The organism is Labrys sp. E2SS-1L, from assembly GCF_057073705.1.
This window is the reverse complement of sequence record NZ_CP172712.1, coordinates 3769669-3788651: the sequence shown is the minus strand read 5'-3', so window position 1 is coordinate 3788651 and position 18983 is coordinate 3769669. Positions and strand designations below refer to the sequence as shown.

The 18983-nt window shown below is 63.9% G+C and carries 16 protein-coding genes; 4 read left to right on the top strand and 12 right to left on the bottom strand.

Annotated features, from left to right (window positions below; translation table 11 throughout):
* Positions 1-113 precede the first annotated feature (113 nt).
* The 6 genes from ACIGJE_RS17560 to ACIGJE_RS17535 all read right to left on the bottom strand — a co-directional run bounded on the left by ACIGJE_RS17560 (position 114) and on the right by ACIGJE_RS17535 (position 6333).
* Positions 114-935 (bottom strand): MBL fold metallo-hydrolase, encoded by an 822-nt coding sequence (locus ACIGJE_RS17560; protein ID WP_483678193.1) that lies wholly within the window; start codon positions 933-935, stop codon positions 114-116.
* Positions 936-939: 4 nt separating this feature from the next.
* Positions 940-1740, bottom strand: a complete 801-nt coding sequence (locus ACIGJE_RS17555; protein ID WP_415081211.1) for a TatD family hydrolase — start codon at positions 1738-1740, stop codon at positions 940-942.
* Positions 1741-1757: 17 nt separating this feature from the next.
* Positions 1758-3323, bottom strand: coding sequence for a methionine--tRNA ligase (gene metG, locus ACIGJE_RS17550; RefSeq protein WP_367622754.1), 1566 nt, complete (start codon positions 3321-3323; stop codon positions 1758-1760).
* Between the two features lie 162 nt (positions 3324-3485).
* A complete protein-coding gene (locus tag ACIGJE_RS17545) occupies positions 3486-4526 on the bottom strand; it encodes a DNA polymerase III subunit delta' (protein WP_415081209.1) in 1041 nt (346 codons plus the stop codon).
* Positions 4523-5170: a dTMP kinase gene (tmk, locus tag ACIGJE_RS17540; RefSeq protein ID WP_415081207.1), complete on the bottom strand. Its 648-nt coding sequence runs from the start codon at positions 5168-5170 to the stop codon at positions 4523-4525. The genes ACIGJE_RS17545 and tmk overlap by 4 nt, the downstream gene beginning before the upstream one ends.
* Positions 5167-6333 carry a D-alanyl-D-alanine carboxypeptidase family protein gene (locus tag ACIGJE_RS17535; protein WP_311936116.1) on the bottom strand — a complete coding sequence of 389 codons (1167 nt, stop codon included), beginning with the start codon at positions 6331-6333 and terminating at the stop codon, positions 5167-5169. The genes tmk and ACIGJE_RS17535 overlap by 4 nt, the downstream gene beginning before the upstream one ends.
* A 121-nt stretch (positions 6334-6454) precedes the next feature.
* On the opposite strand from ACIGJE_RS17535, the gene ACIGJE_RS17530 reads away from it, so the two are divergent.
* From ACIGJE_RS17530 to hspQ, 3 genes are all read left to right on the top strand, one after another.
* The gene (locus tag ACIGJE_RS17530; RefSeq protein WP_415081205.1) at positions 6455-7630 is read left to right on the top strand and encodes a UbiH/UbiF family hydroxylase; all 1176 of its coding nucleotides are present in this window, start codon (positions 6455-6457) and stop codon (positions 7628-7630) included.
* Positions 7631-7675: 45 nt separating this feature from the next.
* Positions 7676-8596 (top strand): lysophospholipid acyltransferase family protein, encoded by a 921-nt coding sequence (locus ACIGJE_RS17525; RefSeq protein ID WP_483678189.1) that lies wholly within the window; start codon positions 7676-7678, stop codon positions 8594-8596.
* A 172-nt stretch (positions 8597-8768) separates the two neighbouring features.
* The gene (gene hspQ, locus ACIGJE_RS17520) at positions 8769-9101 is read left to right on the top strand and encodes a heat shock protein HspQ (protein WP_068284888.1); all 333 of its coding nucleotides are present in this window, start codon (positions 8769-8771) and stop codon (positions 9099-9101) included.
* Between the two features lie 99 nt (positions 9102-9200).
* Here the strand turns inward: hspQ and ACIGJE_RS17515 are convergent, their stop codons facing one another.
* The 3 genes from ACIGJE_RS17515 to ACIGJE_RS17505 all read right to left on the bottom strand — a co-directional run bounded on the left by ACIGJE_RS17515 (position 9201) and on the right by ACIGJE_RS17505 (position 12358).
* A complete protein-coding gene (locus tag ACIGJE_RS17515) occupies positions 9201-9887 on the bottom strand; it encodes an invasion associated locus B family protein (RefSeq protein WP_311936128.1) in 687 nt (228 codons plus the stop codon).
* 27 nt (positions 9888-9914) lie between these two features.
* Positions 9915-10655 (bottom strand): invasion associated locus B family protein, encoded by a 741-nt coding sequence (locus ACIGJE_RS17510; RefSeq protein ID WP_483678187.1) that lies wholly within the window; start codon positions 10653-10655, stop codon positions 9915-9917.
* Positions 10656-10966: 311 nt separating this feature from the next.
* The gene (locus ACIGJE_RS17505) at positions 10967-12358 is read right to left on the bottom strand and encodes an AmpG family muropeptide MFS transporter (RefSeq protein WP_483678186.1); all 1392 of its coding nucleotides are present in this window, start codon (positions 12356-12358) and stop codon (positions 10967-10969) included.
* 213 nt (positions 12359-12571) lie between these two features.
* On the opposite strand from ACIGJE_RS17505, the gene ACIGJE_RS17500 reads away from it, so the two are divergent.
* Positions 12572-13957, top strand: coding sequence for an AMP-binding protein (locus tag ACIGJE_RS17500; RefSeq protein WP_483678184.1), 1386 nt, complete (start codon positions 12572-12574; stop codon positions 13955-13957).
* Between the two features lie 66 nt (positions 13958-14023).
* Here ACIGJE_RS17500 and ACIGJE_RS17495 read toward each other — a convergent pair whose 3' ends face one another.
* Genes ACIGJE_RS17495 through ACIGJE_RS17485 form a run of 3 tightly spaced genes read right to left on the bottom strand, consistent with a single transcriptional unit; the run spans position 14024 to position 18921 of the window.
* On the bottom strand, positions 14024-15091 hold the full coding sequence (locus ACIGJE_RS17495) for a D-TA family PLP-dependent enzyme (protein ID WP_367622746.1): 1068 nt from the start codon (positions 15089-15091) through the stop codon (positions 14024-14026).
* Between the two features lie 12 nt (positions 15092-15103).
* On the bottom strand, positions 15104-18628 hold the full coding sequence (mfd, locus tag ACIGJE_RS17490; RefSeq protein WP_483678182.1) for a transcription-repair coupling factor: 3525 nt from the start codon (positions 18626-18628) through the stop codon (positions 15104-15106).
* Entirely contained in the window at positions 18625-18921 is a 297-nt protein-coding gene (locus ACIGJE_RS17485; RefSeq protein ID WP_068284896.1) for an FAD assembly factor SdhE, read from the bottom strand. Before ACIGJE_RS17485 ends, mfd begins: the two co-directional genes overlap by 4 nt.
* Positions 18922-18983 lie beyond the last annotated feature (62 nt).

The following is an 18983-nucleotide window of genomic DNA, read 5'->3' as shown; positions in this document are numbered from 1 at the left end:
ATATTTCGACGCTTGCGGTCAATTTGTTCCGAAACGTTTTGCGATCTGGCGATCACGCCACGGATCGCAAAAACGTGTCGAACCAAGGAGTGAGAGCGGTGGAGCGCTACCGTCTAGGCGCGGCCTGCTCCCGGTGGTGCCAGTTCGATGCGCATGCCGTCATAGCCCGGTTCCACGCCCGCCGGCAGGCTGCGTCGCAAGGTCTGATAATCCATGTCCGTGTGCATGTTGGTCAGGATGGCGCGGCGCGGTTTCAATTTCTCGATCCAGGCCAGTGTCTCCGGCAGTGACCAATGGCTGGGATGCGGCGTGGGGCGAAGCGCGTCGACGATCCAGATGTCGAGGTCCTGAAGCAATGCTTCGCTTTCTCTATGCAATCCATTGATATCGCTGGAATATGCAAAGTCCCCAATCCTGAATCCGAGGGATTGGATGTCGCCGTGGTCCTGCTCGAACGGCAGAGCCGTGATCGAGCCGCCGGCGCCGTCGACACTGACCGCCTGCCCGACCGTGATCGTGTTGAGCGTCAGGATGGGAGGATAGGACGAGCCCGGTGGCGTCTCGAAGCAATAGTCGAAACGGTTTCGCAGCAGGGCAGCGGTGCGTCGGTCGGCGTAGACGTCGACAAGGCTGCGCTGATAAAGCGCCAGCACGCGCAGATCGTCGATACCATGGGTATGATCGGCGTGATCATGAGTGTAGAGCACGCCGTCGACCGCCTTGACCTCGGCGTCCAGCAATTGCTGGCGCATGTCGGCGCCGGTATCGATCAGCACCGTGGTACGGCCGCCTTCCGCTCCATCCTGTTCGAGCAGGAGGGCGCAGCGCCGGCGCCGGTTGCGTGGCTCGTGGGGATCGCAACTGCCCCAGCCAAATCCGACCCGGGGGATGCCGCCGGAGGAACCGCAGCCCAGCAATGTCGCAGTCAACTTCATGGCGTCAGGCTGCTGCCTTGATACCGTCGGGACGCGGCATCTTGGTGAAGAGGCGGAAGGCGTTCTCGCTGGTTTGCCTCGCCACCTCGCTTTCGTTCAAGCCGATGGTCTCAGCCAGGATCCGCGCGGTATTGGCCATAAAGGCTGGCTCGTTGCGCTTGCCGCGGAATGGCATGGGCGCGAGATAGGGCGCATCCGTTTCAACCAGCAGCCGGTCATGTGGGACGAAGCGGGCGATATCCCGGATCTCCTCGGCCGACTTGAAGGTGAGGATGCCGGAGAAGGAGACGTAGAAACCGAGCGCGAGCCCCCGCCGGGCCAGTTCGGGGCCGGACGAATAGCAATGGAGGACGGCGCTGAAGGCCCCCTTCTCCATTTCTTCCTCGAGAATGTCGCCGATGTCCTTGTCGGCCTGGCGGGCATGGATCACCAGCGGCAGTCCCGTGAGCCGTGCCGCGGCGATATGCTTGCGAAACCCGCGCGCCTGCATGTCGCGCGGTGCGTAGTCATAGTGATAGTCCAGCCCGGCCTCGCCGATCGCCACCACCTTGGGATGGGCGGCGAGTTCCAGGATGGTGTCGAGCGGGATGTCGTCCTCCTCATGGGCGTGCAGGCAATGCGTGCCGATCGAGCCGAAGACGTCGTCATAGCGCTCGATCAGTGCCCTGATCTTCTCGAACTGGCGGATACGGGTCGAGATGGTGATCATGCGCCCGATCCCGGCCTGGCGGGCACGTGCCACGACGTCGTCGATCTCGGCTTGCAGGTCGGGAAAATCGAGATGGCAGTGGCTATCGATCAGCATGGTTCAGCTTGTCCGTCTCAGGCCTTGCCTGCCCCGTCGACCGCCTCGACATAGCGGGGGAACACGGCTGTCGGTGCCGGCAGTTCGGCGTCCGGTGATAGGCGGCCGTCAATGCCGAGATGGTCGAAGTCGCGCGCGTCTTCCGGCACAGCCAACTGGTCGAGCAGTCGCGCTGCCCCTGCCGGGATCACCGGCTGGGCCAGGATGGCAACCTGGCGGACCACCTCGGCCGTGACGTAAAGCACCGTCTCCATGCGCGCCGGGTTGCTGGTCTTCAGCTTCCAGGGCTCTTCGGCCGCAAAATAGCGGTTGGCTTCGCCCACGACGCTCCACAGATCGGCCAGGATGGTGTGCAGGGCGAAATTGAAGATGGCGTCCCGAGCCTGCCAGATCAGGTTGTCCGCCGCCTTCAGCAATTGTTCGTCGGACGGCAGGAGATCGCCGGGGCTGGGTACCTTGCCACCGCAATTGGCCGCGATCATCTTCAGACAGCGATTGGCCAGATTGCCGAAATCATTGGCGAGGTCGGCATTGATGCGGTTGACGATCGCTTCATGCGAATAATTGCCGTCCTGGCCGAAGGGAACCTCGCGCAGGAAGAAATAGCGCAACTGGTCGACGCCGTAATGCTCGGCAAGGGTGAAGGGATCGATCACGTTGCCGACCGATTTCGACATCTTCTCGCCGCGGTTGAACAGGAAGCCATGGCCGAAGACGCGATGCGGCAACTCGATACCGGCCGACATCAGGAAAGCAGGCCAATAGACCGTGTGGAAGCGCACGATGTCCTTGCCGATGATATGCACGCTGGCCGGCCAGAATTTGGAGCGTTCGGTATCGGTATCCGGAAAGCCTGTCGCCGTCAGGTAATTGGTGAGGGCATCGACCCAGACATACATCACGTGCTTGGGGTTGCCGGGAACCGGCACGCCCCAATCGAAGGTGGTGCGGCTGATGGAAAGGTCACGCAGGCCCGAGCGCACGAAACTCAGGATCTCGTTGCGGCGTTCCTCCGGGCCGATGAAGCCAGGATGGCTCTCATAATGCTTCAGCAGGCGATCCTGATAGGCGGAAAGGCGAAAGAAATAGCTTTCCTCCTCCACCCATTCCACCTTGGCACCGGTCTCGATCACCGAACGGGAGCCATCGGAATTGAGAGCCAGGTCCTTCTCGTCGAAGAAGGCTTCGTCGCGCACCGAATACCAGCCCGAATATTTCGACAGATAGATGTCGCCGGCCGCCTCCATCCGGCGCCAGATTTCCTGGCAGGCGCGATGATGGCGCTCTTCGCTGGTGCGGATGAAATCGTCGTTCGACGCATTGAGCACCCGGGCCATCTCGCGGAAATATTCCGAGTTCTGATCGGCCAGGGCCTGGGCCGTGGTGCCCTGCTTGGCCGCCGTCTGCAGCATCTTCTGGCCGTGCTCGTCGGTGCCTGTGAGGAAGAACACATCATTCCCGTCGAGCCGCTTGAAGCGGGCGATGGCATCGGTCGCGATCAGCTCATAGGCATGCCCGATATGGGGTTTGCCATTGGGATAGGAGATCGCCGTGGTGATGTAATAGGTGTCTTTCTCGGCCATCGATGACGCTTTTCCTGACAACGATGCGCGACACCGCCAGTCAGGCCGCGCATCAGGGATTCCTGATGTAGAGCATTTTCGGAGAAAGTTGAGAGACTTTTCGCCGGAAAATGCCTGGGGCGTTTCGCGAGTCGACGCAATTTCGTCTAAACGCAAAACCCTTCAGGCTGCGGAAGCTTCGGCGAGCAAGCCGAGGGTCGCGAGCACGAAAGGTTTGCGGTCGAGATTATAGGCCTCGACATCACGCGCAGCATGGCGGGCCTTCTCCCATACATCAGCCCAGCGCGCAAGGCGGGCCACGGGTTCGCCACGTGCCGCCAGCAGGCGCTGATGCAGCCATTCGTCGAGGAAGTCGAGCAGGAGCGCGAAATTCTCGTCGCCTGCCTTGTTGGCGCAGCGGTCGGCGAGAGCATGGGCTGCAGCCACGTCGATCCGGGGCAGCTTGGCCAGCAGGTCCGTGAGGGAGCGGTGCAGGGATACCCCCTCCCCGTCCGCCAGGGTCAAGGCGCGCCTGACGCTGCCCTGCGCCAGGGCAGCTCCTGCAGCCAGCCTCTCTTCGGGCAGGTCTGGACGCGCCTGTGCCGCTGCCTTGAGGACATCGGCGTCGCCGAGGGGATCGAGCGTGAGCAGCCGGCAGCGCGAGCGGATGGTCGGCAGGAGGCGGGCCGGCTGATGCGATATCATCAGGAAAAGCACCCGCGGCGGCGGCTCTTCCAGGACTTTGAGCAGGGCGTTGGCGCCCTCACGTGCCAGGTCTTCGGCAGAGTCGATGATGGCGATGCGCCACCCCCCTGCCCCGGCGGTCGAGCCGAGGAAACGCACCACGCTGCGGACGTCGTCGACACGAATGTTGGAATAGAACCCCTTGGTCTTGTCGTTGGGAAGGCGACGCAGCACCGCAAGATCGACATGGGATTGCGACACGATCTGGCGTGCCGCCGTGGCGTCCGCGGCGACCGAGAGGCTGGTCGCCTCGCCGAGTTGGTGAGGATCGGGATGGGTCAGCACGAATTTGGCCATGCGATAGGCCAGCGTTGCCTTGCCGACGCCCTCGGGGCCACCCAACAGCCAGGCGTGATGGATGCGGCCTGAACGATAGGCGCTCAGCAAAGCCTGCTCTGCCCGGTCTTGGCCGATCAATTGCATGGTTTCGCGCGGATGCGGGCTGTCGGCCAGCATGTCGCTTTCGAGGCGTTCGCTCATGCCGGCACCCGGGCCGCATCGAGGTCGAGCCTTCTTCGCACGACGCCGAGAATCGCCGCGGCAACCTCGTCCTGCGAGGCGGAGGCATCGACGACGGCGCAGCGGCGAGGTTCGAATTCGGCGATGGCCAGGAAGGCCTCGCGCAGCTTTTCATGGAAAACCAGGCTCTCTCCCTCGAAGCGATCGATGGCCGCGCCGCGGGAGCGGACCCTGGCGAGCCCATCACGGGCCGGCATGTCGAGAATGAGCGTGAGGTCGGGCACGGTGGAACCCACCACCACGCGTTCGATCGAGCGGATCAAGGCTGGCTCGACCTCGCCCAGCACGCCCTGATAGGCGCGAGTCGAATCCATGAAGCGATCGCATAGCACCCACGCCCCCCTTGCCAAGGCCGGCCTGATCGTTGCGTTGAGATGATCGTCGCGCGCCGCATAGAACAGAATCGTTTCGGCAAAGGGGCCGAAATGCTTGGCGCCGCCGGAAAGCAGCACTTCACGCAATTCCTCGGCATGCGGCGAGCCGCCGGGCTCGCGGGTCAGCAGGGTCTCGACGCCGAGCGCGTTCAAGGATGCCGCCAGCCGGCGGATCTGGGTAGACTTACCCACACCCTCGCCGCCTTCGAACGTTATGAACCGGCCCTTCATCGCTTGTCGTGCCCACCCTGTATCAATCCGATGCCAAGCTCGTAGATAGCACCGAATGCGCGTTGGGGAAGACTGCCGACTGGCACATCGGCGGCTGCATACAGGGGAATTTCCAGAGACACCTGTCCCTCGCGCAGGATCTGGAGCCGGCCGACGGCGCTGTTTTTCTGTACCGGGGCCTCGAGGGGCCCGTCATAGAGCAATTTGGCACTGAGTTTTTCCGTGCCGCTGCTGTCTACCAGCATGGAGACGTCGCGATCGGCCACGACGGGCACGGAATTGGCCGTGCCGCCATAGACGGAAGCCTCGCCGACGATCTCCCCCTTGGCGAAGACGAGACGCGGGCGGAATGAATTTTCGGCCCATTCAAGGACCCGTTTGGCTTCCGTCGCCCGTTCGGCATTCGATTGCAGGCCGTGCAGCACCATGATGAAGTGCTGGTCGCCGTGAAGGGCCGAAACGACCACGCCATAGCCCGCCGTGTCGGATGCTCCGGTGACGCCGCCATCGACCCCCAAGCCCTGGGTGAGCAGGGGATTGCGGTTGGTCTGCCGGATCTTGTTCCAGGTGAAATCCCGCTCCTGGTAGATGGCATAGATGTCCGGCTCGTTCCGGCGGAGCCAGCCGAGCAGCCGGGCGAGGTCCCGCGCCGTGGTCAATTGGGCCGGATCGGCAAAGCCGGTGACATTGCGGAACTGCGTGTGCTGCAAGCCGATTTCGGCGGCCAGCGTGTTCATCCGCGGCACCAGGCCCTCGAGCTGGCCCGTGAGCCCCGCCGACAACGCGAGGCAGGCATCATTGGCGGCCTGGACCATCACCCCGCGCAGGAGATCATCGACACGCACCCGGCTCCTCACGGCGGCGAACATGGTGGCACTGCCCGAGGGGGCACCACCCTTGCGCCAGATGTCCTCCGAAATCGGATATTCGGTCTCTCTCGAAGCCTGGCCCTTGCGCAGGGCTTCGGCGACGACGGCGACGGTCATGATCTTGGCCATGGCGGCTGGCTCGACCGGCTTGTCGGCGTTCTTGTCGAGCAGGACCGTGCCCGAACCTGTTTCGATCACCAGGGCGATCGGCGCGGTGGTGGTGAACGGCTCCGCACGCAACGGTGGCACCAGCACGACGGCCGCCAGAAATAGCCCGATGACAACGCTTTTCATCGCCGATGTCCGTTCTGCCCGATAGTACCAAATTCGCGCGCTCCGGCGCAATTGCGCCTGGTCCGCAGCATCCGAAAACAGGTGACGTCCGCTTCAGAGAGCGTTAATTCCATTGAACATCATGCCAGCCAATCGTGAATCAAATCATCGTTCGATCGTCATTGTGGGCGCTGGGCTCGCAGGCTTGGCCTGTGCCGCGGTCCTTGCTGCAAAAGGCTTCAGGACCACCCTGGTGGGCCCGCCCGGCAATGTTGGCGACACCCGTACCACCGCTCTGCTCGACGGCAGCATCCAGGCTCTGGCGAAGGCGGGCATTCCGATTGCGGGCCATCCGGAGGCAGCGCCGCTGCGGGTGATGTCCATCGTCGATGCGACACAACGGCTCCTGCGTGCACGCCCTGTCGCCTTCAAGGCGGAGGAGATCGGCTTGGAGGCCTTTGGCTGGAATATCCCCAATGGCGCCCTGACCCAGATCCTTCAGGCCCGCCTGCAGGAGGCCGGTGTCGAACATCTGCCGGTGCGGGTGCTTGCCGCCGAACGCGGCTCGAGCGGCCTCGTTCTCAAGCTGGATGGACGGCCTGATCTGACCGCCGATCTCGCCGTTGCCGCCGACGGGCGCAGCTCCCTCGTCAGGCAGGCGGCCGGGATCGAGACGCGGAGCCATGACTATCCGCAGATGGCACTGGCCCTCAATCTGAAGATCGGCCGCCTGCATCGCGATGTCTCCACGGAGTTCCACACCGAGTCCGGTCCGTTCACATTGGTGCCCCTGCCGGGGCAGCGGGCCAGCCTCGTCTGGGTGGTCTCCCCTGAAAAGGCGGATGAGTTGCGGGCAATGGATGATGCGGCCCTCTCCCGGGCCATCGAAATCCAGAGCCATGCCCTGCTCGGCCATGTCGAGGTCGACGGCCGGCGCTCCTTCTGGCCGATGAGTGCTGTGGTGGCGGTGACCCAGGCGGCCGAGCGGGTCGCGCTGATCGGCGAGGCCGCCCATGTGCTGCCGCCGATCGGGGCGCAAGGCTTCAATCTGACACTGCGCGATATCGCGGCCCTGGCCAAGGCCCTGGAGGCCGCCCGCGATCCCGGCGATGCCGGCGTGACCGAGGCCTATGCCAAGGCAAGGCGGCTCGACATCGGGACGCGCCATTCGGCGGTCGATCTCTTGAACCGGTCCTTGCTCTCAGGGCATTTCCCTCTGCAGGGCCTGCGTGGTCTGGGGCTCTACGCCCTTGAGCGTGTCGGTCCCCTGAGGCGGGTGATGATGCGGCAGGGGCTCGCTCGCGCAGCCGAGCATTGAATTCTTCCCGCTTCTGGTTTCAATGGCCAGCGGGACGAGCACGTCGTGGAAACAGCGGAAGGCATCGTGGCAGGCGGCGCAGACGAAAAGGGGGGAAGACGCCGCACGCGGCGGATCAAATACGCCTTCGAATATAGCGCACTGCGTGCCCTTGCCGGCTTGTTGCATATATTGCCCATCGACTTCAGCTCATGGGTGATGGGGGCGATTTGGCGCCTCGTCGCGCCGCATCTGCGCCGCCATGAACGTGCCCTTCGTCATCTTGCCGCGGCCTACCCCGAAAAATCGCGTGCCGAGATCGAAACCATCGCACGGGCCATGTGGATGCAACTCGGCCGGACTTTTGCAGAAGCGCTGATCAGCGAGCGCATCATGCGCGCCGGCCGCATCGACGACCGCACCGGCACGCAATTGGATACGCTGAAGATTTCCGGCAAGGGCAGCGTCTTTGTCTCGATGCATACCGGCAATTGGGAATTGGTGATCTATCCAACCCTGGTCCGCGGTATCAAGGCCGCCGGTGTCTATCAACGCATGAAAAACCCCAAGGTCGACGACTATATCATGCTGGCCCGGCGGGACCGCTATGTGCGCGGCCTGTTCGCCAAGGGCAACGACATTGCGCGCAAGCTGATGCGCATCGTACGCGAAGGCGGTTCGGTCGCATTGCTGGCGGATCTGCGCGACCGCCGGGGCGTCGTGGTGCCATTCTTCGGCCGTCCGGCCCCGACCACGCCATTTCCGGCCTTGCTGGCACGCAGCAACGATGCCGTATTGCTTGCTGCGCGTTGCGTACGCACCCGCGGCGTGCATTTCTATATCGAGACGGAGAGGATCGAGGTGCCGCATACCGCCGACCGCGATGCCGACATCGCCGAAGCGACACGCAGAATTCATGTCCTGTTCGAGCGGTGGATCCGCGAGCACCCCGAACAATGGATGTGGGCACACCGACGCTGGGGATGATGGCCGGCCATGTCATCCCTCTCTTAATGAAATATTGGACGACTTTGACGAGAATACTGCTATCCTGATAACGGGATAGCAGGTCCGCGCAGTTGTGGCGGACTCGGTATCGCCCGGCTTGCAGGCATCACTATTGCAGACTTGCCGAGCACAGATGACGATTGAACGGCGTATGAATAAAGCGCGGGAAGCAAAGTTCTTTATCGGTCAAGTGGTGCGCCACCGCATCTATCCATTCCGCGGCGTCATCTTCGATGTCGATCCGGAGTTCGCCAATACGGAAGAATGGTGGCAGTCCATTCCGGAAGATGTGCGCCCTTCGAAGGATCAGCCCTTCTATCATCTGTTCGCGGAGAATGAGGAGACCGAATATGTCGCCTATGTCTCCGAGCAGAATCTGGTGATCGACGACAGTGGCAGGCCGGTCCGGAATACGCAGATCGAGGAACTCTTCGATCGCGATGACGATGGCGGCTATCGGCTGAAGCCCGGGACGCGGCACTGACAACGTGGCCCGTTGAGCGTTTCGGCGACTTCTGCGATCGGTGCGAGGCAGCCACCTTCCGATATGAAAAGACCGGCCCGAAGGCCGGCCTCTGTCATTTCATTGCGCGGGGGCTGCCGGCGCCGCGGGAGCTGCCGGCGCAGCCGGTGTCGCAGGAGCGGCACCGCCCTGCTGTTGCTGCTGCTTGCGCTGGGCATCGATCAGGGGCTGGAAAATCGCCTGCAGCTTCTCGCCATAAGCCTTCTGCTTGGCAGCATAGCCAGCCTGGTCGATGCCCTGGGCATCGAGAGCCTTGCCGAGGCCGTCCAGGCCGATCTCCAGAGAAATGGGCTGCCCCTGGAAGGTGATCGCCTGCACCTTCAGCTTCTTGCCTTTCTTGAGGTTTGCCAGATTGGCATCGGTCAAGGGCATGTCGGCGATGCAGCTCGGCCCCGTGCAGATGCGATACTTGGCCGTGTCGATGGTCTGGTCATCGACGAGGACGCGGGCTCCCAGCGGCAGCACCACACCAGCCGGAATGATCACGGTGAGCTTAGGTTTGCCGCCCTTCTCCTGACCGACCTGCGCGGTCATCATCCAAGCGGCCGTCGGCGCCAGAAGGTCGCGCACGGTCTGGCAGGTATCCTTGCCGTCGGGGGTCTTGGCGCAGATCTTGGTCCAGTCCGGCTGGTCGAATTTGGGCAGTTCGGGCTGCTGGCCAGCAGGCTGGGGCTGTTGCTGGGCCAGCGCCGTACCGGCCGACAGGATCAAGGCTGCCGCGGCGCCAGCGATCAGAGAGTTTCGCATAATCTGGATTCCTGTTCCTGGGCGGTCTTATTGAGCAGGCGCCGGATTGGCGTTGAGCTGCTGGCGCGCCTTCTCGGCGGCGTCCTGCAACTGCTGCTGCAGCTTCTTCTGCTCGTCGACGATCGACTGGGGATCGAGGGGCTTGTTGTCGAGTGCCTTGGCGAAGCCCTCGGTGCCCAGGGGCAGTTGGACGCCCTGGTTGGGGGTCTTGAAGGCGATCGCCAGGGTCTTGGAGGCGCGGAGGGCCTTGAGCTGTGCCTCATCGATCGGAAGTTCGACCAGGCAGCCTTCGGGAGAGCAGACGGCATATTTGCCGGTGGAGAAGGCGGCATTGTCGAGATAGAGGCCGACACCAGGCTGGATCAGGGCGCCGACCGGCAGGACGAGCCGCAGGATCTGCTTCTTGTCGGTGACGTTCTGCATCAGGATGGCCGTCATCATCGTCTGCCCCGTATCGGACCGCAGGTCGCGACGGGTCAGGCAGATTTCCTTCTTGGCCTGATCGGTCTGGCACAGCTTCACCCAATCGGGCTGGGAGCTGGAGATGGCGGGAGTGGTTGCGCCTTCCAGGCCGGGAACCGGCTCAGCGGGAGTTGCAGCTGCCGCGGGAGCGGCCGCTGCAGGCTTCTGCGCCGGCTTGGCTGCAGGTGCCTTCGGCTTCGTGGCGGGTGCGGCCGGCTTGGCGGGCGTATCCTGTGCCAATGCGGGTGTCACCGCAAGGCTGAGCGCCGCAAGAGCTGCAGTCGCAAGGAGGCGGAACGACATCATGCAAAATCCTTGGATCCTAAGTCCGCCGCCGCAACGCGCTGGGCAAGCGCGGGTTGGCAACGCACCGATGGGGCTGAATGTCTCTCATCGCCGACGAAGGCGCCAAGATGACGATTTCGGGAAAGGTCCTTAAACGAAGCGGGCACGGGTTTCCAGCCTCGAAAACGACCTATGGCGACGGTGTCGCAGCTTGTGCATGACAAATTGAAGAAAACGTGACCAGCCTGCCATATCCGGCATTCGAGTTGCGAAAATTGCGGGAGAGCAAACCGTCCCTCCTTCATCGGAAGGCGATTCGCTTGCCCTGGACCTCAGCGGCGCCCACCTTCCCCCGCCAGGGAGGCCTCTTCCCGCTCTTCCTCCGGCCGCGAAGGGGCTTCCTTGTCGGCCGAGCGCCAGACGATCAGACAAAGGATCGCGACCGGCAGGCCGATGGTCGAGGTTGCCGAGAAAAAGACAGGGTAGCCGAAAAGATCGACCATCTTGCCCGACATGCCGGCCAGCAACTTACCTGGCAGCGCATAGAGCGAACTCAGCAGGGCGTACTGGCTGGCGGCAAAGGCCGGAGATGTCAGAGAGGACATGTAGGCCATCAAGGCGGTGCCAGCGAAGCCACCTGCGAAGCTTTCGACGCTCACCGCCAAGGCCAGATAGGTCGAATCCGCTCCCTTGGCCGCCAACAGGGCCATGCTCAAATGTGAAGTGGCCGCAGCGATGCCGCCGAAGAGCAGCGACGGCATCAGGCCGAAGCGCCAGATGCAAAAACCGCCGACGAACGGAGCCGTCAGGCCGATGGCGAAACCGTAAATCTTCGAAATATTGGCGATCTCGGCCTTGGAGAAGCCAAGATCGATATAGAGGGGATTGGACATCACGCCAGCCAGGAAGTCCGGCAGGCGATAGAGTGCGATGAGCAGCATGATCGGCAGGAGGATCCAGCCTCGGCGCAGGAAGAGATCGCTCAACGCTTCCTTGTAGGCGATCAGCCAATCGGGCCAATTGGATGCTCTTTGCGGACTGGCAGGCTTGCCATCGTCGAATACGGAGACGAGCTTGCCCTCGAGTGTTTCCTTTTCAGCGGCAGGTGGGTCCGGCGCGAGCAAGGCGGCCAGGATGCCGACGAGCATCAATGCAGCCATCGCGCCATAGGCCGCCTGCCAGTCGAAATACTCGGCCAGATAAAGGGCGCCCGCCCCGGCGCACAAGATGCCGACGCGATAGCCGAGCTGGGAAACCGCCAGCATGATGCCCTGACGATCGCGGGGGATGACATTGATGCGCCAGCCATCGATCACCACGTCCTGGCTGGCGGCGAAGAATGCCGTGACCGTGGTCCAGAATATCGTCATTCCCAGCGAGCTTGCAGGATTGCTACCGGCGAGGCCGAACAGGCCCAGGATGACGCCCATCTGCGTGATCAGCAGCCAACCGCGCCATCGCCCCATCATCCGTCCCAGCACCGGCGGGTCGAAACGCTCCAGCAGCGGCGCCCAGAGGAATTTGATGCTGTAGAACAGCGTCGCATAGAACATCAGGCCGATGTCGGTGCGTGTGATCCCAACCTCGCGCAGCCTCGCTGATTGCGTCGAGAACACCAGCAGGAAGGGCAAGCCCGAACTGAAGCCGAGCAACAGCATGAAAGCGAGGCGCTTGTCGGCGGCGATGTCGCGCAGGAGCGTGAGGAATTTCTGACCGGGAATCATGTCCGCGATTATGGATCGCCCGGCCGGGCAGGCCAAATGCTTTGATGTGCAAGACCTCTTGCCGGCACGGGCATGTAGGACGGCAGCTGCTCAAGGTGTGGATGGTGCCCGCGGGTGGGACGACCCGGACCGACAAACCGGCTATGGCTTTGCCGTCATCCAGCGTTAGACTCACCTGGATCTGATTCGTGCCCCGTGAATACCTGAGGCCCCATGACGTCAGACATCACGCCCAGGATTGCCCCCGCTCCCCCGACCCTCGACCAGTTGCTGCGCCTCAGCGCCCAGCGCGGCGGCGATACGCTGGCCCTGGTCGATGCCCCGGATCGCCCGCTCTGGGCCGACGGCGCGCCTCGCCGGTTGACCTGGAACCAGGTCGATGCTGCGGTTTCCGCGGTTGCCGGCCGCTTTTTCGAAATGGGATTGCCGAGCGAAGCGCTGGTCTGCATGCAGGGGCTCAATGTCACGGATACGTTGATCGCGCTGCTCGGCTGCATCCGGGCCGGTTTGGTGGCGGTGATCGTTCCGATCGACTTCTCGCCGGCCGAGATCGTTGGCGTCGCGGAGCGCCTGAATGCCAAGGCAATCCTGGCGGCGCGGCGCATGGGCGATGTCCAGCCCCTGCGCTCCCTTCGTCACCTCGTCGACGAGTCCATTGCCGATATTCGCTTCATCGGGGCCTTCGGCGCGGATCTGCCCGGGGGAACGGTCTCGTTCGAGGATTGCATCGGCTACCCGCGTAGCGGCGTGATCACCCGCCTGTCGCGGCGCGAGCGTCCCGAGGAAAGCCTGGCGATCATGACGATCGATCGAGGTCCGGAGGGGGATTTCGCCGTCGCCCGCAATCACCGCGAATGGCATGCAGTCGCAGCGGTCCTGGTCGCCGAACTCGGCCTGTCGCGAACCTCGCGCCTGCTGTGTCCGATGGCGCCATCAGGGCTTGCCGGGCTTGCCGGCGGTCTGGTGTCATGGCTCAGCACGGGATGCCAGCTCGTCTTGCACCAGGCTTTCGATGCGACGGTATTTGCCGTCCAGATCACGATGCATGGTGTCACCCACGCCTTGCTGCCCGATGCGGTGTTGCGCGCCGGCCTCGTCGACGGCTTGTTCGATAGCCGCAAGCTCGAGAAGGTTGCAGGCCTTGCGCGCGCGCCCCATACAGCCGTCGTGCCGGCAGGTGCTCCCTGCCCCATTCCTCATTTCGCCGTGCTCGGTGAGATCGGCATCGTGCCGATGCGCCCGCTGGAGGATGGCGGGTTCGGGCTCGAAGCCCTGATCCCGTCCCCGGAAGACGCTACGTTGCCGCTGGTCGAGGCCGGCATTGAGGAAGGCGGCTATCTCGCCCTGCGTGGCCAGCAGGTGCCGGGGATCGGTTTCGACGTCAGCGAGCGGGAGGTTTCCTATCCCGTCGGGGCGGAGGGCTGGGTATCGACCTCCTACCCCGCTTCAGGAACCGCGGAGCGAAGCGGCGGCCTCCTGGAGATTGAGGGCGCACGCTATGGCAGGCCCATGAGCGCACAGGAAGCATCGCTGCTCCATGAGCCTAGCCAGAGCGTCGATACTTCGAAGGCCAACCAGCCGCTTGCGGGCGCGGCCTGACGTCGGGGCAAAAACGGAGGGCGATCTCGCTCCACTTCTCGATGGAGTTGGAGAGAGCGCCCCTTCCTACCAAACCCGCCCGCGCGCTGCGACAGGCTCGGGACCGACAAGGGTCTCGCCGCGGCAGAGGACCACGAAGTCCAGCATATTGGCGACGACGCAGGCGTGATTGGGCACGATACGCACGCGGTCGCCCACGGACAGGTTGATCGGCTGTTCGGTGACCAGCCTGCCGTGCTCTTCTGAGAGCTGGTCGATGGCGATATCCGGACGACCGAGGACATGGCCATGACCCGTGAGGCCGAGCAGGTCTGAGGTCAGAACCTTCGAGCCGGCATCGATGATGGCCCTGTGTGTATCGGGTACCGATACGACGGTGGCAACGACGTTGAGGGCGCAGTCATCGAAACCGCAGACGCCGCGGGTGACGAGGGAACGGTCATTATAGACATAGGTGCCGGGCCGGTATTCGGTGACGATGGACGCTTCATGCGCCCGCCACATATCCGGCGATCCGCCACTCGTGATCGTTTCGACAGGAATTCCAAAGACTTCGATCAGGGATTTCGCTCTTTGCATGAAATCCTGCACCGCTTCGGTTCCACCGACCGGCGGGTAGGTCATCAGTCCGCCGAAGGCGAGTTCGGATGATGCCGCGATGCGGTTTGCCAGTTCCGCAGCCGCCTCGGGCGTGGGAACGCCGCAGCGCCGGGCGCCGGTATCGCACTCGACCAGCACGGTCAGCTTGCGCCCCGTTCCCTTCATGGCCGCCGCCAATTCGTCGACGACAGCAGCGCTGTCGGCGACGACGCTGAGACGGATGCGTTCGGAAAGCGCCCGCAGGCGTTCACGCTTGGCCTCGCCCACCAGGTTATAGGTGATCAGGACATCGTCGAGCCCGGTGCCATCGGTCATGGCGTCGGCCTCCGACAGCTTCTGGCAGGTGATGCCGACCGCCCCTTGCTCGACCTGGAAGCGAGCCAGGCGCGGCAGCTTATGCGTCTTGATATGCGGCCGCAGCTTGAGGCCGTGTTCGTCGCAATAGGCCTGGAGCCGCACGACATTGCGTTCGGCAATGTCGAGGTCGACCTGGACGAAGGGGGTTTCGACGGAAGAGAGGGAGGCAATTGCCATCGTTGTGTCCGATCAGGCGGCTTTCTTCGTCTCGGCGATGCGAGCGAGATTCTTGAGAATGACAGCCGTGCCCTTGAGCCGGTCGTCGGGCTTGTCGAAATCGCGCTGGAACAGGATGCGCATGTCGGGGCGGACCTTGGCGAAGGAGCCCTGCTCGGCGATGTAGCGCACCAGCCCGTCCGGATTGGCGAAGGCATTGTCGCGGAAGGAGACCACGACGCCCTTCGGCCCGGCATCGACCTTCTCGACATTGGCGCGCCGGCACAGGGCCTTGATCGACATCAGCTTGAGGAGCTGGTCGACCTCGGCAGGCCGTTCGCCGAAACGGTCGGTCAGTTCGGCACCGAATGCGTCGATCTCGGCATCGGTATCCAGCGATGACAGGCGGCGATAGAGGCTGAGGCGCAGCGTCAGGTCCGGCACGTAATCCTCGGGGATCATCACCGGCGTGCCGATGGTGATCTGCGGCGACCACTGCTCCTCGACCTCGGTCTCGACGCCGCCTTCCTTGAGGGCCGCGACGGCCTCTTCCAGCATCTGCTGGTAGAGCTCGTAGCCGACTTCCTTGATATGGCCGGACTGCTCGTCGCCGAGCAGGTTGCCGGCGCCGCGGATGTCGAGATCGTGCGAGGCGAGCTGGAAGCCGGCGCCGAGGGTGTCCAGGGACTGCAGCACCTTGAGCCGGCGCTCGGCCCCAGGGGTGATGGTGCGGTTGGCCGGCAGGGTGAACAGGGCATAGGCCCGGGTCTTGGAACGCCCGACACGACCGCGCAGCTGGTAGAGCTGGGCGAGGCCGAACATGTCGGCGCGCCAGACGATCAGCGTGTTGGCCGTGGGAATGTCGAGGCCGGATTCGACGATCGTGGTCGAGAGCAGGATATCGTATTTGCCCTCGTAGAACGCTGTCATCACGTCTTCGAGCTGGCCGGCCGCCATCTGGCCATGGCCGATGGCGACCTTGGCCTCGGGGGCGTATTCGTCGAGGAAGGCCTTGGCATCGGCAATGTCCTCGATGCGCGGCACCACGAAGAAACTCTGGCCGCCGCGATAGCGTTCGCGCATCAGCGCCTCGCGCAGCACTACCGGATCGAAGGGCGTCACGAAGGTGCGCACAGCCAGGCGATCGACGGGCGGGGTGGCAATGATCGACAATTCGCGCACGCCGGTGAGGGCGAGCTGCAGGGTGCGCGGGATCGGTGTCGCCGACAGCGTCAGCACATGCACCTCGGCGCGCAACTGCTTGAGGCGTTCCTTGTGGCCCACGCCGAAATGCTGTTCTTCGTCGATGATGAGCAGGCCGAGATCGCGGAAGGCGATGGTCTTGGCCAGCAGGGCATGGGTGCCGACCACGATGTCGACATCGCCCGACGCCAGGCCCGCTCTGGTCTTGCGGGCCTCGTCGGCCGGTACGAAGCGAGAGAGCTGGGCGACCTTGATGGGCAGCCCCTTGAAGCGGTCGGCAAAGGTCTTGGCGTGCTGGCGAGCGAGTAGCGTGGTGGGCACCACCACGGCGACCTGCCTGCCCGTCAGCGCACAGGCAAAGGCGGCGCGCAGGGCCACTTCCGTCTTGCCGAAGCCGACATCGCCGCAGACCAGGCGATCCATGGGCCGGCCGGAGGCGAGATCCTCGAGCACCGAGTCGATGGCGAATTGCTGGTCTTCGGTCTCGCTATAGGGGAAGCGCGCGGCGAATTCGTCGTAGAGGCCCTGGGCGGGGATCAGCTTCGGCGCCTCCCGCAGTGCACGTGCCGCAGCGATCTTGATCAGCTCACCCGCCATTTCGCGGATGCGCTTCTTCATGCGCGCCTTGCGTTCCTGCCAACCACGGCCGCCGAGCTTGTCGAGCTGCGCTTCGGCGTCTTCCGAGCCGTAGCGCGACAGCAACTCCAGATTTTCCACCGGTAGGAACAGCTTGTCGCCGCCCGCATAGTGGATTTCGAGGCAGTCGTGCGGGGCGCCCACGGCGGTCACTGTCTGCAGGCCGACGAAGCGCCCGATGCCGTGCTCGACATGCACGACGATGTCGCCGGGCGAGAGCGTGCCGATCTCGGTCAGGAAGTTCTGGGCGCGCTTGCGCTTGGCCGTGCGGCGCACCAGGCGATCTCCGAGAACGTCCTGCTCGGAGATGATGGCGAGGTCTGATGTCTCGAAGCCCGTCTCGAGCGGCAGCACGCCGAGGGCGATCTCGCTTTTCGGCAAGGCCAGGGCACGGGCGAAATCGGGAACCGGCTTGGCCTGGGTGAGGCCGTGATCGGCGAGCACGGCACCGAGCCTTTCGCGCGAGCCGTCGGTCCAGCCCGCCACGATGACCCGCTGGCCATCGGCCTGCAGGGTGCGGATGTGGCGGACGACGGCGTCGAAGACGTTGGCGTCTTCCGCTGCGCGTTCCGCCGCGAAGTTATGGCCCTGCCGGCCGCCGCAGTCGACGATTTCACGACCGGGCGCAGGAGGCGATGCGAAGGGCGTCAGACGTGCCAGGGACGCCTCGTCGAGCCGGCGGCGCCATTCCTCGGGCGCGATGTAGAGGCGATCCGGCGGCAGCGGCTTGTAGGGCACGCTCTCGCCGGGTTTGCCCAGCACGTCGCGGCGGGCGTCGTAATAGTCCTTGATCTGCGCCAGCCTTTCGCCGGCGGCATCCTCGGCCAGCGCATCGAGCGCGACGGGAACTTCGGGCAGGTAGTCGAACAGCGTGTCGAGCTTGTTGTGGAACAGCGGCAGCCAGTGTTCGAGGCCGACATAGCGTCGGCCTTCCGAGATGGCTTCATAAAGCGGGTCGCCACGGGTCTGGGCGCCGAATTCGGCGAGATAGGCCTGGCGGAAGCGCTTGATCGTCTCGGTGGTGAGCTGGACTTCGCTCATCGGCACGAGGTCGAGCATGCGCAACTGGGTCTGGGAGCGCTGGGTCTCGACGTCGAAGCTGCGGATGGATTCGAGCGTGTCGCCGAAGAAGTCGAGACGCACCGGAATGGCAAGGCCCGGCGGATAGAGATCGAGGATGCCGCCGCGCACCGCATATTCGCCGGTCTCGCGCACCGTGGAGGAGCGCAGATAGCCATTATGTTCCAGCCAGGCCGACAGCCGGTCCATGTTGACGGCATTGCCGGGCGCCGCCGAGAGCGATTGGGCGGCGATGAGGTCGCGGGACGGCACGCGCTGCAGCACGGCATTGACGGTGGTAAGCACGATACGGGGCTTGTCCCCGCCCCTGGTGGTCGCCAGCCGCGACAGTGCCGTCATGCGCCGCGCCACGACGGTGGCATTGGGGGAAACCCTGTCATAGGGCTGGCAGTCCCAGGCGGGAAAGTTGATGACGTCGATATCGGGCGCGTAGAACTGGAGGGCCGCTTCCAGTGTGGCGGAGCGCGTGCCGTCGCGCGCGACGTGTAGAAGGGCTGCTGGCCGCTCGCGGGCCCGCGCCACCAGCTTGCGCGCCAAATCGGCGAGCACGAGGCCATCCTGGCCATCGGCGCAATTGGAGAAAACGAGTTGTCCGCCGGGGCGATTCAGGACTTCGGCGAGTCGATCGGCGGCTTTCATGCAAACATCGGCTTCATGGTGAAATGGTAATCGCGCAGCCGCCGGAACACGGGCGTATCGAATTCGCCCGGTACCGGCTCTTCGTTCCTGATCCAGGCGTAGAGTTCATGATCGGGGGCATCGATGAGCGTCTCGAAGTCGGCGACTTCTTCCTCGGACAGCTCGACGATGACGGCATCGCAGAAACTGCCCATGATGAGGTCCATCTCGCGAAAACCGCGATGCCAGGCCCGGTAGACGATCCGTCTGCGACGCGGGTCAAGTTCCTCAGAAGTGCGTATCGTTCCGGACATGTTCTCGATCCTGTTGGCTCGCTGTATAGAGAGTAAGAGGCCTTGTGGAAACCATGGAAGAT

Bases quoted from the DNA above. Each gene is read 5' to 3' on its own strand.
- metG (WP_367622754.1), bottom strand. From the start codon at position 3,323: ATGGCCGAGAAAGACACCTATTACATCACCACGGCGATCTCCTATCCC.
- mfd (WP_483678182.1), bottom strand. From the start codon at position 18,628: ATGAAAGCCGCCGATCGACTCGCCGAAGTCCTGAATCGCCCCGGCGGA.
- ACIGJE_RS17545 (WP_415081209.1), bottom strand. From the start codon at position 4,526: ATGAGCGAACGCCTCGAAAGCGACATGCTGGCCGACAGCCCGCATCCG.
- ACIGJE_RS17560 (WP_483678193.1), bottom strand. From the start codon at position 935: ATGAAGTTGACTGCGACATTGCTGGGCTGCGGTTCCTCCGGCGGCATC.
- ACIGJE_RS17495 (WP_367622746.1), bottom strand. From the start codon at position 15,091: ATGGCAATTGCCTCCCTCTCTTCCGTCGAAACCCCCTTCGTCCAGGTC.
- ACIGJE_RS17535 (WP_311936116.1), bottom strand. From the start codon at position 6,333: ATGAAAAGCGTTGTCATCGGGCTATTTCTGGCGGCCGTCGTGCTGGTG.
- ACIGJE_RS17515 (WP_311936128.1), bottom strand. From the start codon at position 9,887: ATGCGAAACTCTCTGATCGCTGGCGCCGCGGCAGCCTTGATCCTGTCG.
- ACIGJE_RS17510 (WP_483678187.1), bottom strand. From the start codon at position 10,655: ATGATGTCGTTCCGCCTCCTTGCGACTGCAGCTCTTGCGGCGCTCAGC.
- tmk (WP_415081207.1), bottom strand. From the start codon at position 5,170: ATGAAGGGCCGGTTCATAACGTTCGAAGGCGGCGAGGGTGTGGGTAAG.
- ACIGJE_RS17505 (WP_483678186.1), bottom strand. From the start codon at position 12,358: ATGATTCCCGGTCAGAAATTCCTCACGCTCCTGCGCGACATCGCCGCC.
- ACIGJE_RS17530 (WP_415081205.1), top strand. From the start codon at position 6,455: ATGCCAGCCAATCGTGAATCAAATCATCGTTCGATCGTCATTGTGGGC.
- ACIGJE_RS17485 (WP_068284896.1), bottom strand. From the start codon at position 18,921: ATGTCCGGAACGATACGCACTTCTGAGGAACTTGACCCGCGTCGCAGA.
- ACIGJE_RS17555 (WP_415081211.1), bottom strand. From the start codon at position 1,740: ATGCTGATCGATAGCCACTGCCATCTCGATTTTCCCGACCTGCAAGCC.
- hspQ (WP_068284888.1), top strand. From the start codon at position 8,769: ATGAATAAAGCGCGGGAAGCAAAGTTCTTTATCGGTCAAGTGGTGCGC.
- ACIGJE_RS17500 (WP_483678184.1), top strand. From the start codon at position 12,572: ATGACGTCAGACATCACGCCCAGGATTGCCCCCGCTCCCCCGACCCTC.